The 16,523-nt window shown below is 37.4% G+C and carries 11 protein-coding genes; 5 read left to right on the top strand and 6 right to left on the bottom strand.

All coding sequences use genetic code 11. The features are described from left to right. Positions 1-56: 56 nt before the first annotated feature. Positions 57-446 (top strand): heavy-metal-associated domain-containing protein, encoded by a 390-nt coding sequence (locus M2306_RS12200; RefSeq protein ID WP_002989799.1) that lies wholly within the window; start codon positions 57-59, stop codon positions 444-446. A 48-nt stretch (positions 447-494) separates the two neighbouring features. On the opposite strand, the gene gldD is transcribed toward M2306_RS12200, so the two are convergent. Genes gldD through mutY form a run of 3 tightly spaced genes read right to left on the bottom strand, consistent with a single transcriptional unit; the run spans position 495 to position 2,587 of the window. Continuing rightward, positions 495-1,079: a gliding motility lipoprotein GldD gene (gldD, locus tag M2306_RS12195; protein ID WP_259187732.1), complete on the bottom strand. Its 585-nt coding sequence runs from the start codon at positions 1,077-1,079 to the stop codon at positions 495-497. Positions 1,080-1,100: 21 nt separating this feature from the next. Beyond that, a complete protein-coding gene (locus tag M2306_RS12190) occupies positions 1,101-1,541 on the bottom strand; it encodes a single-stranded DNA-binding protein (RefSeq protein WP_002989803.1) in 441 nt (146 codons plus the stop codon). Positions 1,542-1,552: 11 nt separating this feature from the next. After that, positions 1,553-2,587: an A/G-specific adenine glycosylase gene (mutY, locus tag M2306_RS12185; protein WP_259187733.1), complete on the bottom strand. Its 1,035-nt coding sequence runs from the start codon at positions 2,585-2,587 to the stop codon at positions 1,553-1,555. A 139-nt stretch (positions 2,588-2,726) separates the two neighbouring features. On the opposite strand from mutY, the gene M2306_RS12180 reads away from it, so the two are divergent. After that, the gene (locus tag M2306_RS12180; protein WP_002989807.1) at positions 2,727-3,023 is read left to right on the top strand and encodes an HU family DNA-binding protein; all 297 of its coding nucleotides are present in this window, start codon (positions 2,727-2,729) and stop codon (positions 3,021-3,023) included. Between the two features lie 323 nt (positions 3,024-3,346). Beyond that, the gene (locus M2306_RS12175) at positions 3,347-4,903 is read left to right on the top strand and encodes an Rne/Rng family ribonuclease (RefSeq protein ID WP_002989809.1); all 1,557 of its coding nucleotides are present in this window, start codon (positions 3,347-3,349) and stop codon (positions 4,901-4,903) included. 37 nt (positions 4,904-4,940) lie between these two features. Here M2306_RS12175 and pbpC read toward each other — a convergent pair whose 3' ends face one another. The 3 genes from pbpC to M2306_RS12160 are packed head-to-tail and all read right to left on the bottom strand — an operon-like array spanning position 4,941 to position 13,315. Beyond that, positions 4,941-7,313, bottom strand: coding sequence for a penicillin-binding protein 1C (gene pbpC, locus M2306_RS12170; RefSeq protein WP_259187734.1), 2,373 nt, complete (start codon positions 7,311-7,313; stop codon positions 4,941-4,943). Between the two features lie 54 nt (positions 7,314-7,367). Beyond that, complete coding sequence (locus tag M2306_RS12165; protein ID WP_259187735.1) at positions 7,368-12,863, bottom strand: alpha-2-macroglobulin family protein; 5,496 nt, start codon at positions 12,861-12,863, stop codon at positions 7,368-7,370. Between the two features lie 14 nt (positions 12,864-12,877). Further along, a complete protein-coding gene (locus tag M2306_RS12160; RefSeq protein WP_259187736.1) occupies positions 12,878-13,315 on the bottom strand; it encodes a nucleoside deaminase in 438 nt (145 codons plus the stop codon). A 227-nt stretch (positions 13,316-13,542) separates the two neighbouring features. Here M2306_RS12160 and M2306_RS12155 point away from each other — a divergent pair, with 227 nt between their 5' ends. Both M2306_RS12155 and M2306_RS12150 read left to right on the top strand, forming a co-directional pair. Next, positions 13,543-15,309 (top strand): 1-deoxy-D-xylulose-5-phosphate synthase, encoded by a 1,767-nt coding sequence (locus M2306_RS12155; RefSeq protein WP_259187737.1) that lies wholly within the window; start codon positions 13,543-13,545, stop codon positions 15,307-15,309. After that, entirely contained in the window at positions 15,302-16,513 is a 1,212-nt protein-coding gene (locus M2306_RS12150; protein WP_115092814.1) for a DUF3078 domain-containing protein, read from the top strand. The genes M2306_RS12155 and M2306_RS12150 overlap by 8 nt, the downstream gene beginning before the upstream one ends. Positions 16,514-16,523: the final 10 nt, after the last annotated feature.

The raw sequence follows: 16,523 nt of genomic DNA, 5'->3' as shown, positions 1-16,523 counted from the left end.
TGTATTTTTGTACCTAAGAAAAGCATTGTGTAAATCAAAGCATTAACAAGAACAAGATGAAAATAGTAAAACTAGGATTAGTTGCCTTATTAGGAGGAGTTTTTTTAGTGGGATGTAAAAGCGAAACTAAAAAAGAAGCAGAGCAAGCAGAAACTGTAGAGCAAGTAGAAACAACTGCGACAGAAACGAATGAAGTGGCAGGAAACATGGAACAAGCTACCTTTCAAATTGAAGGAATGACTTGTGCTTTGGGATGTGCTAAAATGATTGAAGGAAAGTTAACTGGATTACAAGGTGTAAAAGAAGCTACTGTTGACTTTGACAGCAAAACAGCTACGGTTGTTTTTGATGACGCTAAGCAAAATGGAGAGTCTTTAACACAAACGGTTCAGAAAATTGCAAATGGCAGTTATAAAGTAGAGAACTTAGATATTAAAGCGCTTTAATCGCAATAGAATAAAAAAAAAGCTTTCGATCATCGAAAGCTTTTTTTTTTATTTCTTCGTTTGTTCCCAACGCAACGATTCTAGCATTTTTCGCATATCCTGTTGGATATAGTTACTAGCTGGAAGGATGGAATCAAAGTTTGGCTTAGCATAAAAATACAACGAAGCTACAACGAAGTTTTTAACGCTGTCTGTAGCGTAAAACTGCACATTGGTAGCCGCATTACCTCCTACGTGATAAAACATACCGTAAACGCGATCTTCTGCGTTTAAATAGGGTTGTTCGATAATCTCATCTGCTTTGATAAAATGTTCATAGGTCAATTTTTGAGCATCTTTAAGTAAAGCATCTAAATTGTTGTCTACGGTTTTATAATTCATGAAAATAGTCGCTTTCATTTCAGGGTAGTGTACCTCGAATGCGGTTGACTTAATTTCCTTCACTGATGCAGTCTTGTTTAAATCAAAGGTAAAATGATGATAGGAGTTCTCGTAGCTTTGATATTCTTGTTGAGGGTACTCAAGAGCTAGATAGGCATTTGGTCTTGGTGTTGTTTCTTTTTTGCAAGAACCTAGTACTAGCAATGCGCCTAAAAAGGCAGCGCCATAAAGGGCAAATGTTTTTTGGAACATAGGGTTGATTTACTTATCCGTTTAAAAAGGCAAATTATCATTGTTATTTTCTCCAGGAATAGAGAAGTTATCAATGGCCTTCTTGCGTTCTATTTCTTCTGGTGAAGCTGTTTTTCCACCTTCTTTTTTCGTATCCAAGAACATGAATTCCGTTACAATAATTTCTACAATTTGTTTTTGTAATCCTTCTTCTGTAATCCATTGTCTGGTGCGAATTCTACCTTCTACATAAATACGATCCCCTTTTGTGAGGTGTTTTTCGCAGATTTCCGCTTGTTTATTGCGGACTACAATATTATGCCATTCCGTTGAAGTGATGCGTTCATTGGTTGACTTATTAATGTAAACTTCGTTGGTAGCTAAGGGAAAACGCCCAATGCAATTGCCATTTTCAAAATAGTGTATTTTGACATTTTCGCCTAGGTGGCCAATAAGGGTTACTTTGTTCAATGTGCCATTCATAAGTGAAAAAATTAGACAGTTAAGGATTGAATAAAGTTATGAATTACAATTGGAAAACCAAATTTATTTAATTCCTCCCAAGGAATAGGATTCGCTGGTGTAGTATTGGTTTTAACGAGCCAAAAGTGAATGTGTAGTTTTTGGTGTGAGAGTTGATGAATAATCACTTCTTGTGTCAGGCATTCTATATGCGTGATAGCAGAAGAACTAGGCTGTTGCTGAAGGTATTCTTCTATGTTGATTGGGGTGTCCTCAAATCGATCTACTACAGGGAATTGATAGAGGTTTTGCCAAATGTCTTTTTTGGTGCGTTGTTCCAGTTGGGTATTCCCAGCCTCATCGAGGTAAATCAGGAAGTCCATATAGCGATTCTTTACCTTAGTTTTACTCAGTTTTACTGGTAGCTTGTCCACTTGGTTGGTTTGATACGCTACACAGGTCGTTATAAAAGGACAAGGGGTGCAATCTGTTCCTTTAGGCGTGCATTGAATGGCGCCAAAATCCATGATGGCTTGATTGAAAATAGCGGGTTGTTCAGGACAGATTAGGCCTGCTGCTACCTGCTGAAACTCTTTTTTTGTTCTTTGAGTAGATATATCAGATGTAATTCCGTAAATTCGTGCGAGAACTCGAAAAACATTCCCATCAACAACGGGAACGACTTCATCATAAGCAATAGAGGCTATTGCGGCAGCGGTGTATTCACCTACGCCTTTTAGGGTGAGTAAGTCTTTATAAGTTGTTGGGAACTGTCCATTTAGTTCATAGGCTACTTTCTTAGCTGTTGCATGTAAATTACGTGCACGACTGTAGTATCCTAAACCTTGCCAAAGTAGTAAAACATCATCTTCTTGGGCATTTGCTAGATCAAAAACAGTAGGATAAGTCTGTTTAAAAGCCTCAAAATAGGGTAATCCTTGCGCTACGCGCGTCTGTTGAAGAATAATTTCTGATAGCCAAATGTAATACGGATCTTTTGTTTCACGCCAAGGTAAAAAGCGTTTGTTGTCTAAGTACCAAGCTATTAGTTTGTTAGAGAAAATCATGATTAAAATGTGTGAAAGGCAAAAATAAACGATATATAATTAAATTTTAATCGATTAAGATTGAATTATTGGATTATAAATTAATATATTTGCACACTCTAAAAAAAACGGACAACAACAAATATAATTAATATCTAAAATGACTAAAGCGGACATTGTAGCTAAAATTTCAGAGAAATTAGGGCTTGAGAAAGGTGACGTTCAAGCGACAGTAGAATCTTTTATGGATGAAGTAAAAGCGTCGTTAGAAACAGGTGAAAATGTGTATTTAAGAGGTTTTGGAAGTTTTATCATCAAAACAAGAGCTGAGAAAACTGGAAGAAACATTTCTAAAAACACAACAATTAGGATTCCAGCTCACAACATTCCTGCATTTAAACCAGCTAAAGTGTTTGTAGAAGGTGTAAAATCAAACACAGAAGTAAAAGTAAAATAATTTATTAATCTCTAAATTACACACATTATGCCAAGTGGTAAAAAAAGAAAAAGACATAAGGTAGCAACGCATAAGCGTAAAAAAAGAGCGAGAGCTAACCGTCACAAAAAGAAAAAGTAGTTTAATACTACTTTTTTCTTTTCTAAGAAATTTCAAAGTACGCTCATTGATAGATATCTTATCAAGTTGAAGAAGGAATAAACAAGTCTAACTTGTTTTTAAAATAATGTTTAATCCATCTATACAAACTCTTTTTGTTTTGACGGGATTCTCCAAAATAATCAAAACAGTGTAATGAATGAGTATGGATAAAAATGTACAGTGTGAATAAAGAGCTAATTATTAGGTCGAATTCTGATACAGTAGATTTTGCCTTATTAAAAGATGGAAAACTAATTGAACTACACAGAGAGCGTGAGGCTGATGAAGGTAATGGTTTTCAAGTAGGTGATATTTTTATCGCCAAAATTAGAAAACCCGTTCCTGGATTGAATGCCGCGTTCGTACACGTAGGTTTTGAAAAAGATGCTTTTTTGCATTATCATGACTTAGGTCCGAACTTAAAAACGCTACTGAAGTTCACTAAACTTGTAAGTGGAGGTAAATTAAAAGATTTCGCCTTAGAAAACTTTGTTTTTGAAGAAGAAATAGATAAAGATGGTGCAATTACAGATGTATTGAGTGCCAATCAATCTTTGCTAGTACAAATAGTTAAAGAACCTATTTCGACAAAAGGACCGCGTATTAGTTCTGAATTATCAATCGCAGGTAGATATGTAGTACTTGTGCCTTTTTCAAATCGCATCTCAATTTCTCAAAAAATTGAGTCGAAAGAAGAGAAGGAACGATTAAAGAAATTAGTACAGTCCATTAAACCCAAAGGTTTTGGTGTAATCGTACGCACAGTGGCCGAAGATATGAAAGTAAGCGAGATCGATAAAGATTTGCGCAACTTGATGTCGAAGTGGAATAACATGTGCAAAAAGTTAACAACCGCACATCATCCTTCGAAAGTGTTGGGTGAAGTAAACAAAGCTTCCTCAATATTACGAGATGTTTTTAATGATACTTTTACGGGGATCATTACGGATGATGAGGATTTGTATTATCAAACTAAGGACTATTTGCAAGAAATTGCCCCTGCCAAGGTGTCGATTGTAAAACATTATCAATCGAGAGAAGTTCCAATTTTTGAGAAGTACAGCATTGAACGCCAAATTAAAACCTCTTTTGGTAAAACCGTTTCTATGAGCAAAGGTGCTTATCTGATCATAGAGCATACGGAGGCGTTGCATGTCATTGATGTGAATAGTGGAAATCGTTCAAACAAAGCACAATCACAAGAAGACACAGCCCTTGAAGTAAACTTAATTGCTGCTGCAGAAATTGCACGTCAGTTGAGATTAAGAGATATGGGCGGAATTATCGTGGTCGATTTTATTGATATGGGTAATCCAGAGAATAGAAAAACCCTTTATGACTTCTTGAAAGAGGAGATGAGCGATGATAAAGCCAAACACAAAATTTTACCACCAAGTAAATTTGGATTGATCCAAATCACTAGACAACGCGTGAGACCTGAAGTGTCAATCGAAACTAGAGAAGAAGATCCAAATGAACACGGTGAGATTGAAGCGCCAATTTTAGTTATTGATAAAATTAGAGCTCGAATCGAAAATATTATTGCAAGAGATCCATCTTGCAAAATAATCTTGAATACACACCCTTTTGTGGCGGCCTATCTAACGAAAGGATTGCCTTCTTTGAGAATGAAGTGGTGGATGGAATTCAAGAAATGGGTCAAAATTGTACCGCGTGACGCTTACACGTATTTAGAATACCATTTCTTTGATGATAAAGGAAAGGAAATATCAGAATAACGAAAAACCCAAAACGGACACCGTTTTGGGTTTTTTGTTAGGATTGTTTTTCAAGGTAGAATTCAATCGTTTGTGTATGACCTTCTTCATCGGTAATGGTCAGGTAATTAGTTCCTGTTTTTCCATGTATGGCCAATTCGTGAAACTGCCTTGTTGATCCAATATATTCTTCATTTAAATACCAAAACAGTGTTTTGTTTGCGCTACTTGTACTTGCTTTTGCTACAAAAGGTTGCAGTTCGGCATAGAAATTTTTAGTGAGATAAATGTGTTCCCCGTGTTTCGGATAGATAAATTCTATCTTTTTGAGTTGATCCTGTGGACCACAATCAGCCCTGAATGGCGGGAGGTCTTGATAATCACTGTGTGACTTTCGATAGAAATAAGCCATCGTTGGCGGTAAAATAAACCATGGGGTTGGTACAATTTGATCCACAGCTTCACATTGACTATTGACTTGATACTGTAAGCTAGCATCTAAGTGCACGAGTTTATGGTAAGGGCAAAGTACCGTTTTCTTTGCGCGAAAAGGAGCGAGGTCTGTTTTAGTTTGAGGGCAATTAGGTCCCGCTAAATAACCAGAAGTTGAACAAATCGACACTTCTTCCAGATCGTTAAGTGGTGCAGTCATGTCTTTTTGCTTAGGCAGCAGCTTGAACAAATCAAAGAGAATAGGACCTGCCATGCGAACACCACTGATAGAAGGACGTCCTTCTCCAGTTGCATTTCCTACCCACACACTGACTACATATTTTTTGTTGACACCAATCGCCCAAGCATCTCGTCCTCCAAAACTGGTTCCTGTCTTCCATGCGATTTTAAGCGCTGAGTCGTAGTATTGCCAAGCTTCATCACCTTCGGGTCTATTTACTTTCGTTAAGGCCTCAAATGTGTTGTAAATCGCTCCTGCGCCCCAAATGGTCTTTTCTTTGGAGCTTTCGCCGTAAGTTTGTGTATAATCGGCTTTCCAGTTTAATTCTTGTATTTCTTTGGTGCGGTATTCATGCGCTGTGTTGTAATGATTCACAGTACCGACCAGTCCAGCATAGGCTCTTGTTAGTTGCCATAAACTACTTTCGGCTCCTCCTAAAATTAAGGATAAACCATAATGATCCGGGTATTTGTTGATGGAGGATAGTTGCAGCTGTTGTAAATTGTCATAAAAGCGATACACCCCATACTGTTGTAGCATCAAAACAAAGGGAATATTCAACGATCGAGATAAAGCTTCATTGGCTGTTGTAGCCCCTTCATAACTATTCGAAAAGTTGGTCGGTTTATAGCCAGAGATTACCACCGGAATATCCGCAACTAATTGATGAGGAAGAAGGGAAGCGTCATCCAACATAGCTGCATAGAGAAAGGGTTTTAAAATACTACCCGTACTTCTATTGGCTTGGATGATATCTACATCTTTTTGATGGGTAACAGTGGTTGGTGAGTTGCCGATGTAAGCAATAACATCTCGGTTTTCAACATCTACAATCAGTGCCGCAATATTGTATACCTCCGCTTGTCTGTAATGCAGGTAATAGTTGGCGATAATATCATTTGCTCTTTGTTGTACCTGGTAATCAATTGTGGTAACCAGGCGCTCTTCTTTATTGGTTTTGGCAACATACTGTAAGAGATGGGGAGCTATTTGGGGTAACTCATGAGGCTTTTGAGGCAAGGGTTCTGTAAGTGCTAGTTCGTAGGTGCTTTGATCAATCTTATTTGCTTCGAGGAGCTTTTTCAATAGAGCATTGCGCTTGTTTAATAGAATTTCTTGGTTCTTACCAGGATAAATTAAACGAGGAGCATTCGGTAATACAGCCAATGTAGCACTTTCAGCCCAAGAAAGTTGCTCAGGAGCTGTTCCGAAGTAACGCCAAGCTGCAACATCCAGGCCTACAACATTTCCTCCAAAAGGAGCATGGGAGGCATATAAGTTTAAAATGGATTGTTTGCTGTATTTGAATTCTAAGCGTGTTGCTTGAATCAGTTCAATGATTTTTTCAAAATAGGTTCGCTTCTGTCCATCTCTAGCTAGACGAATAGTTTGTTGGGTTAATGTACTTCCTCCTCTTTTTATTTTATTAGAAGATAGGTTGGACATAAAAGCCTTGACCATAGATACGGGATTGAATCCCCAATGGTATTGGAAATATTCATCTTCGTATAATGTGATACAGGTTTTAAACTTATCGGGTACCGCTTGCATTTCAGGAAACCTCCATTGACCATCAGGAGCAATTTGAGCCGCTAATAGTTGGTGATCCTTACTCTCAATAACAGTAGAATACGGAGCGTCAAATAACGTTCGAGGCAAACAAAAATAGTAGGCAATCAAAGCAATGCCTACAAGAATAACAAGCACTTTCTTTTTCGTGCTCCACGTACTCCATTTTAAATTGAGATTGAATTTCATATAAAAGCAATACAGGGATAGCTATCCCTGTATTTATCTTGATTTAATTTTTCGTTATTTGATTACTTCTACCCATTGTCCTATTGTTCGACAGCGGTAGGCATTGTCATACATGGCATTGGCTTGTACACCCGGAAGGTAGTAGTTTCCTAAATACGATGCATTTAATGTTACTTTTAATGTTTTGGTACTATTTGCATTTAATGTAAAATAGAACAGCGAACGATCATCGCGAATATCGGTGTAATCCACTTGATTTTCTGTTCCTCCTGCATCTGTATAACGCAAATTGACAATTTCCCATCCGGAAGGAACAATATGCGTTAAGGCTACGTTTTCAATACTGCGGTTACTTGTATTGGAAATGGTAATATCACAGATAAACTCTGTTCCTTGTTGTAAACTCGCAGGGTTAATCACAAGGCCATTTGTAGCGCGGTATGTCGTTTTAATGGCTAAGTTACTCTGGTCCGCTTGTTCTTGTCCAACAGGTAAAATACCACTCGATGTTAAACGGGCATACAGTACAGCATTACTCTTATTCTGAACCGCTAGGTTATTACTTGATTTGATGTTTTTCAATTCAGCGTGAACCATTGCTTTTGTTGTATTAACGGTTGTTGTTTGTCCGTTATAGGTATAGAGCGTATTAATTCCATCACTTGGCTTGTGTACATTCACATAGCTAGCGATTGCATTTAAAGCATACGCTGTGGTTTGTGTACTCATCCATTGAGATGATCCCAATTTATTCGCTAGTTCAATAGCGTATTCATGCGTTTTAATCTTATTGCCATTGCTGTACATCATGGTTTCTAAAACCATTGCTAAGTTTCTTTCATAAGAACCATAGTACGAATAACCTGCAATTTCATCTAAAGAAAGGTTTGCAATTAATTTTTGAGCAGCTTCTTTTTGCCCTGCTAACGCATAGGCTGCAGCCAAACGGAATTTGGTATTCGTAGAGATTCCTTGTGTTTCTCTTAGTCGGTTCATTGAAGCAATATCTGGTTGCCCTGCTAAAGCTAAAGTGTATAAACGATATGCTTGTGCAAAATCGGTATTATAGCGCGTATTAGATTTCCATTGACGAGCCATTTTTTGTTGGTAGGAAATCCAGTTGGATTTACTGTTTACCGGAAGCGCGTATCCTTTCTTCTCTGCTTCAAGATAGAAATGTCCAACGTAAGACGTTGCCCAATCATCCGCATAGCTATTACCTGGCCAGTACGCAAATCCACCATCAGAGAATTGACGCTGTGCTAAACGTTGGATTCCTTCGTTTACATTGCGCTGGATGCTTTGTTTTTTGCTGTCGTCCAACGTGATTAAATCGCCAAGATATAGCTGAGGAAATACACCAGAAGTGATTTGCTCTGTACATCCATGTGGGAATGTAATCAAGTAATTCAAACGCGAAGTCAAATTGATATTCGGGAAAGCGGAAAGCTCTAAGGTTGCTTTGTTGCTTCCGGCAATACCAAATGGATTCCAATCTAAGTTTGCTTCACTTTGAGGATCAATACTTACAATTTCTGTACGTGTCGTTACAGGATTTGGATTGAGTACATCCAATTCAATGCTATAAGTTGCTTTTTCTTTTCCGGAAGTTGCTTCAATTTCAATTTTAGAAATTCCTGTTTTATTCGCTACTTCTAGCTCAAAATAAGCGATTTTTTCATCAGGCTCACTGAATGTAAGTTGTTGAGAGGAAGAACCACTGATTTTGAATTTATCATCTGTTTTTACGGAAATCTGAACGTTTTTAACGTGGTTCTCCATAGCGAATACGGTAACAGGTAGAGTGATTTTTTCTCCTGGAACAGCTCTGCGTGGTAAGGAACCTAGAATCATCAACGGATTATTCACTTTTACCGTTTTATCTGTATTTCCGTAAGCTCTGTTTTCTGTATTTGAAGCCACAATCATGGTTCGAACCGACCCAATATATTTAGGTAGTTTAATTTCATGAGAAGCAGTCTTCCCTTTTTCTAAGGTATGTGGACCAGAGAAAATAACAACTGGTTTAAAGCGATTGGCTTTCTTCACCTGACCTGCGCCTAAATCTTCATCTCCACCAATGCTAAATACTTGGTTGATAGTTCCTCCATAGGCTCCAATGATATAGTCAAAAACATCCCATGTGCGAACACCTAAGGCTGCTTTACTATAGAAATTTTGCCAAGGAGTTGGTGTTTTGAAACGTGTTAGATCTAATAAACCATCTTCAACGATAGCTACTGTATATGTCATTTTGCTTCCATTTTTCTCTTTCACTTTTAAGGTGAATTTTTCTTCTGGACGCAATTTGTCAGGCATGATAATCTCAGGTTCTAACTTCGTCTTTTTGTTGTATACGCTAATTGGTGCAATACCATACAAGCGAATAGGAGCATTATTGATGGTGTAAGCATGCGGTTGAATCAACGTAATATTGATGTAAGCATTTGGTGCCATCGCAGCCGTAGTAGGTAACTCAAACGTCGTTTCTCCTTGTTTGGTTTGTACCCAATGTGTAGATAAAACACTACTGCCACTTTCAACAGAAACTAACGCTCGCCCTCCTTCACTTGACGGGAAGGATAGGTTTACTTTTTCGCCTACAGTATATTCTTTTTTATCTGTTGCAATAGAGAGTGCAATGGCATCTTTACCTTCTCTGTGTTTGGTTTTGGCTGACCAATACGGCCAGTCTACATACACTTGTTGAGAAGCAACATGTCCACTGTTTAAATTGGTTAATACAACTTCGTAATTCCCCCAATCTTGTTCGGGAATTTTTAATTCGTATTTCGTTCCTCCTTTTGAGGAAGTACTGATTTCATCTGTGCTGTATAAACTATAATATTCTGAAGCATTGTAATTTGATACTCCATACTCATTAGAACTCCACCACCAGTATCCTTTTTTTCTATAAACATCTACGCGTACATTTTGACCTAATGCTTTTCCTTCACTATCCACCGTTACAATGGAAAAATCCAACGGTTTATCTGTTTCGTAATACCCGTATTTATTAGCCTCAGGTGCTTTAATACCTACATAGCTAGCATAAGGAGAGTAGGTCAATGTAGATACATCAGTAGATACATCTCCACCGTTTTCATATACTTTGGTCGTTAAAATTGCTTTTAACATCGCTGAGTTTTCTACTGTATTCTTCAGATTTAAAGCGAAAGAAAAAGCACCACTTTCACTTGTTCGTCCAGAAAATACATTGATGTCTTCGGTTGCATAAGAAGACAAACTATTGTTGAAACGATAGTTTGGATACGTTTTAAACGTTGTTTGTTCAGGAAGTAATTTGATTTGTACCTCTGCTCTTAAATTTTTAGCTGTACTTCCCTGTAGCCATTCTACGTTGTAATCAATTTGCTTGTTGTAATAATCAGAAGTAATCACTTTCCCTTCTGCATTATTTTTAATCTTCAAACGATTGGGTTTGATGGTTTCTACTTTGATGCGTTTGTAAAACTTAGCTCCACCTACCTGAATCACCGCTTCCCAGTTTCCTGTTGGGGCTTCGGCATCTGTTTTGATTTTAAAGGCATAGTGGTTGGCTTCGTTTTTCTTTTGAACCATTTGTTCTGTTACTTTTCCAAACGGATCAGATAACGTCAATTTAATAGGGTGATTTTCTGGTAAAGGATTGGCGATATCATCTAAGATGAAACCAATGTGAATATAATCTCCAGGACGCCAAACGCCGCGTTCCGTATACATATAACCATTCATTCCCTTTTGTAGGGTTGTACCATCTACGTCGTAATTACTAACAGAAAGCGCATTCGCTTGATCAATTTTAATGTACGTCGTATTGTTGTCTTGTTTTGCAATAGCAAAATAAGCTTTGTTCTTGCCTAAATTTACTTTGGCAATTCCTTCATTATCTGTTTTAGCCGTAGCCAATAATTGTTGTTGATAACTATAGAATTCAACTGTAGCTCCATTCACAGGGGCTGTCGTTAAAATATTAGTTACAACAGCAGTATATACATTGTCATTTCCTCCTTTTACAATAAGTGCTAAATCACTAGCTAATACATTCGTTGAAGGCATTTGCATATAGTAATAGTAAGCATCAGAACAAGGGTCTTCTTTTTCTTCCCAAGGATAGTAACGATAGTAATATTCATATTCATCGTCCTCAGGAGATAACTCTTCTTCTTCCACTTCAATTTCTTCCTCTCCATCTGTTTCACAGTTGATCGCATAGGCTTTCTTGAAAGAAAACTTCACATGATAAATAGCGCCTGGATCAGGTTTGATTAAGGTCGATAAATCTAAGGCATACGCATTCCAACGCAATAGCGCTTTAGGATCAGGATTCGTCAATTCAATTGTTGTTTTAGCAATAGGTGCTGCAACGGTGTATAACGAATACGAACCATCAAGGTTATTGGATTGTAAGAATTGTAAAATATTGTTTTGGAATACTTTGTAAACCTTCACATCAACTGCCTTTAAAGAGGTCGCTTTAAAGTTGATTTTCAAATTCTCTGAAGAAGGGAGGATTGTTCCATTTTGCAAGAGTTGCACTTCTGGTTTTGGAATAGCAAACGTGATGTTTTCTGTATAGTTATTGCTTAATTTATTGCCATAACTATCGCTGATTCCTTCTTGAACCACTAAGGTTACCTCTTCAGGTAGTGTTTTTTCACTGTATACTTTGATTAAGTTACCTTCCACTAAAAAAGTAAGAGGTAAACTTTCTAATCCTTGTAAGCGAACTAATCCCTCTAAGTTTTGATTCTTTTTGATGGGATTGGAAAAGTTAATAGCAAAAGCGTGATTATCTCCAACCGTTGTCAGTACTTGGTGTACATGGAAGACATCTTTTGCAGGAATATCAAAAGTTTGCGTTGCTTTTTGTTCCAATTGAATCGCTTTTGCATCAATTGTTAAGGTCAATTCACTGCTTTCTTTTTGACGTTTGATTCCACGAATACTAAAAGGAAATTCCTTTCCTTCTTGGGCATCATTGGTTTGAAAAGAAAGTTCAAGGGCTTGTTTTCCTTGTTGAGCTGTTGCAATCTTTTTAATGGTTTCTGTGCTAATCCAATCACTTGATTTAATCACACCATTGAGCATGTAGGTATCCTTGTCTGTTGATTGTAAGTCTGCAAATTCCGTAGTAAACTGTTGAGGTACCGTATGCACTAAAAACGAAAACGCTTGTTGATCTTCTTCTACTTTGGTTAACTTTCCTAAATGAAAAGTAATGTAATATTTCTGGTCTTGTTTCAGTCGTTCTGCAGGTTCAAAACGCAGTGTTTGATTAGCTAAATAGTGTAATTTTCCCTTCACAGCAGGTGAAATGGTGAAAAATTTAGCATCAACTTCCTCTTGATCTTGCCATTCGCCCCAGTTTTTGGTTAAGGCAATATCAATCGGCGATTTAGAGGAAATCATTCCTGTGGTAAAAGCGCTGATGTATTCGCTAAAATCTTTGGGATCCGATAATGGAAAATCCTGTGTAGCGTCTTTTTTACAAGCCTGTAGAAAGGCTAAAAGTAGACACACTACGGTTAATACAATTCTGTTCTTCATAGCTTTTTATCGTTTTATCTTTTTTTCTCAAAAAATGAGCGCATAAGTGCTGCACATTCATCGGCTAAAATTCCAGCAGTCACTTTTGTTTTAGGATGAAGTTGTCCGCCCATCGTTTGAAATCCTCTTTTTTCATCACTTGCTCCCCAGACTACGCGTGAAACTTGGCTCCAATATAAGGCGCCTGCACACATCTGACAAGGTTCTAAAGTTACAAATAAAGTGCATGATTTCAGATATTTAGCGTCTAAATAGTTTGCTGCAGAAGAAACTGCTTGCAATTCTGCATGAGCCGTAACATCGTGAAGTAATTCTGTGAGATTATGGCATTTGGCAATGATCTTTTGATCAGAAACAACAATCGCTCCAACGGGAATTTCTCCTTTTTCAAAGGCAATTTGAGCTTCACTTAAAGCAATGCGCATAAAATATTCATCTGTAAAAATATCCATGGTCTCTTTTTATTTCAAGCAAAGTTAAATGAAAAAGGTTTTCCCTTTTAAATAATGTTAAAAAATCACTACAACTAGGGACGAATGCCCATTCGTCTGCGTTGTGCATAGCAATTTTATATACTGGGAATTCCGATAGGAAGCGTGGTATTATTTAATTGGATTGGCGTTTGAGTAAAAACAAAGTTGTAATTTTGTCTTTTGTATAAAAGAGTAGAAATAGTCGTATGTTATTAGAAAAAATCAAAGATCCTTCAGACATTAGACAATTGAGTTTGCCTCAGTTGGAAGATTTAGCTGCTGAAATTCGACGATTTATCATTGATATTGTAGCCACGAAGGAAGGACATCTAGGAGCGAGTTTAGGGGTTGTTGAATTGACAATTGCCTTGCATTATGTTTTTGATACACCGAATGATTTATTGGTTTGGGATGTGGGACATCAAGCATATGGACATAAGTTATTAACTGGACGTCAAGCTGATTTTCATACCAATCGACAAAAAGATGGAGTGAGTGGATTTCCCAATCGCTTTGAAAGCATATACGATGCTTTTGGCGTAGGGCATTCATCGACTTCTATTTCTGCTGTTTTAGGTATGGCCATTGCTTCAAAGTTAAAAGGAGAATACGATAAACAGCATATTGCTGTTATTGGAGATGCTTCTATTGCTGCGGGGATGGCTTTTGAAGGTCTTAATCACGCTGGCGTGAGTGATGCCAATATGTTGGTCATCTTAAATGATAATGCAATTGGAATTGATCCAAGTGTAGGAGCATTGAAAGATTACTTAACGGCAGTGAAAGAAGGACGCAATCACAAGCGAAATAACATGATTAAATCCTTGCACTTTGATTATCGCGGTCCTGTAGACGGTCATGATTTGAAACAGTTGATTAAAGAATTAACGAAGTTAAAGCAACATCAAGGACCTAAGTTCTTACATGTCATTACGACTAAGGGAAAAGGATTAAAACAAGCAGAAGAAGATCAGGTAAAATATCATGCTCCAGGTAAATTTGATAGCGCAACGGGAGAGCTGATTCGCAAAGAGGAAAAGGAATACCCAGCAAAGTATCAGGATGTTTTCGGACATACATTAGTAGAACTAGCAGAACAAAACCCGTTAATTGTAGGGATTACTCCCGCAATGCCTACAGGAAGTTCAATGAAGTATATGATGGAAGCATTTCCTGAACGGGCATTAGATGTCGGAATTGCAGAGCAACACGCGGTGACTTTAGCCGCAGGAATGGCGACGCAAGGATTAATCCCATATTGTGCCATTTACTCCACTTTTCTACAACGCGCTTATGATCAGTTGATTCACGATGTAGCACTGCAAAAACTTCCTGTAGTATTTTGCTTGGATCGCGCAGGATTAGTAGGAGAGGACGGTGCAACACATCAAGGCGTTTTTGATTTAGCGTACCTGAACTGCATTCCCAATATGGTGATTGCTGCGCCTTTAGATGAAATAGAATTGCGCAATTTATTATATACGGTTCAGTTGGGAATTGATACACCTTGGGCAATTCGCTATCCTAGAGGAAAAGGGGTAAAAGAATCCAATTGGCGAGAAGAATTCAAAAAAGTTAACGTATCAATAACTAAAAATTTAAGAAAAGGCAATAAATTTGCGATGATTTCTACGGGAGTTATTGGCAATAATGTGATAGAAGCCTTTAAAAAATGCGAGACTGAAGATTGGTCGCATTATCATTTTATGTTTGTGAAACCATTAAATGAGGAAGAACTACACCACATTTGTCAAACGCATGAACGTATTGTAACCATCGAAGATGGCGCAATAAAAGGAGGTTTTGGAAGTGTGATTGCTCAATTTGTAGCACAACATTATCCAGGGATTCCAGTTGAAAATTTAGGTGTTCCCGATGTATTCATCGAACATGCAACCGTAAGAGAACAACAAGAAATTTGTGGAATAGACATAGATTCAATTGTTAAATTAATTAGTGAAAGTTTTGAATAAGTTAGGCAAGATTGCTTTTTTTTCTTCTGTATTAAGTTTATCTGGTGTTGGTGCATTAGCTCAAGAGGGACAAACCCCTGCTGGCAATCCTCAACCCAATACACAAGTAGCTCAGGATACGGTAAAAGTTCAAGAGAATCCTTTTAATCCCTTGATGAACTTTTTACCTCGTCAAAATTATGCGGAAGAAGATTTGCTGATGAGCTATATGAATATCGGGAGTAGAGAAGATTTAGGCTTCTTTAAACCAGAGGTTTTTGTGGAACGCAGTAAGCCCAAATACACGCAAATCAAAACAAAGTTTAACCCTCAAATTCAGTTATCTGCTATTCCTGTGAATAATGAAATTATAGGGTACTGGGAGAAAAAAAATAGAGTAGGGTTAGATTTCAATCAAATTGCTTTTGTCAATTGGAGTGCTGGGGGAGATAATTCGATTTCAGGCTTACTAAAAGGAGATTTCAGTAGAAAGTATATTAAAGGGCGTTTGATTTGGGATAATGTTTTAAATGTGCGCTACGGTGTAAATAAACAATCTGATCGAGAGTTGCGCAAAACAGATGATGTTTTAGAACTTAATTCAACCTTTGGCTATAAATCTTCGGTAGCATCCGATTGGTACTATGTTTCTAAATTAAACTTTAGAACTCAGTTTACAGATGGATTTAATTATCCTAATACGGATGATCCAGTTTCAAGATGGTTAGCTCCAGCTTATCTATTTGTCGGGATCGGGGGGGAATATATGGATTCTAAAACAGGAATTAAATACTATATCTCACCTTTGACCTATAAAGCAACGTTTGTTAATGATCAACGCTTGGCAGATCAAGGAGCTTTTGGTGTGGATCAAGCGATCAAAGATGCTGATGGAAATATTCTGAAACACGGAAAACGCTCTAAAGCGGAGGTTGGTTTGTTGGTGAGTACAGAATGGAAGAAAGAAGTATTTACGAATATATTTATTGATACAAAATTGACGTTATATAGTGATTACATTGATCGATTTGGTAATATTGATGTGATGTGGGACTTAAAACTCGATATGAAGGTGAATGATTTTGTACGTGCTAATGTTGGAATTAACTTGATTTACGATGACAACGTAAAAACAAAAGTTGAACGCAATGGTGTACAAGTAATGGAAGGACCAAAAATTCAATTCAAACAAACACTAGGAGTAGGGCTAGTTTATTCCTTTTAATTTTATAAAT

The organism is Myroides gitamensis (genome assembly GCF_029894455.1).
Lineage (GTDB): Bacteria > Bacteroidota > Bacteroidia > Flavobacteriales > Flavobacteriaceae > Flavobacterium > Flavobacterium odoratum.
The sequence above is the reverse complement of the archived record's forward strand: the minus strand, read 5'-3'. Positions and strand labels throughout refer to the sequence as shown.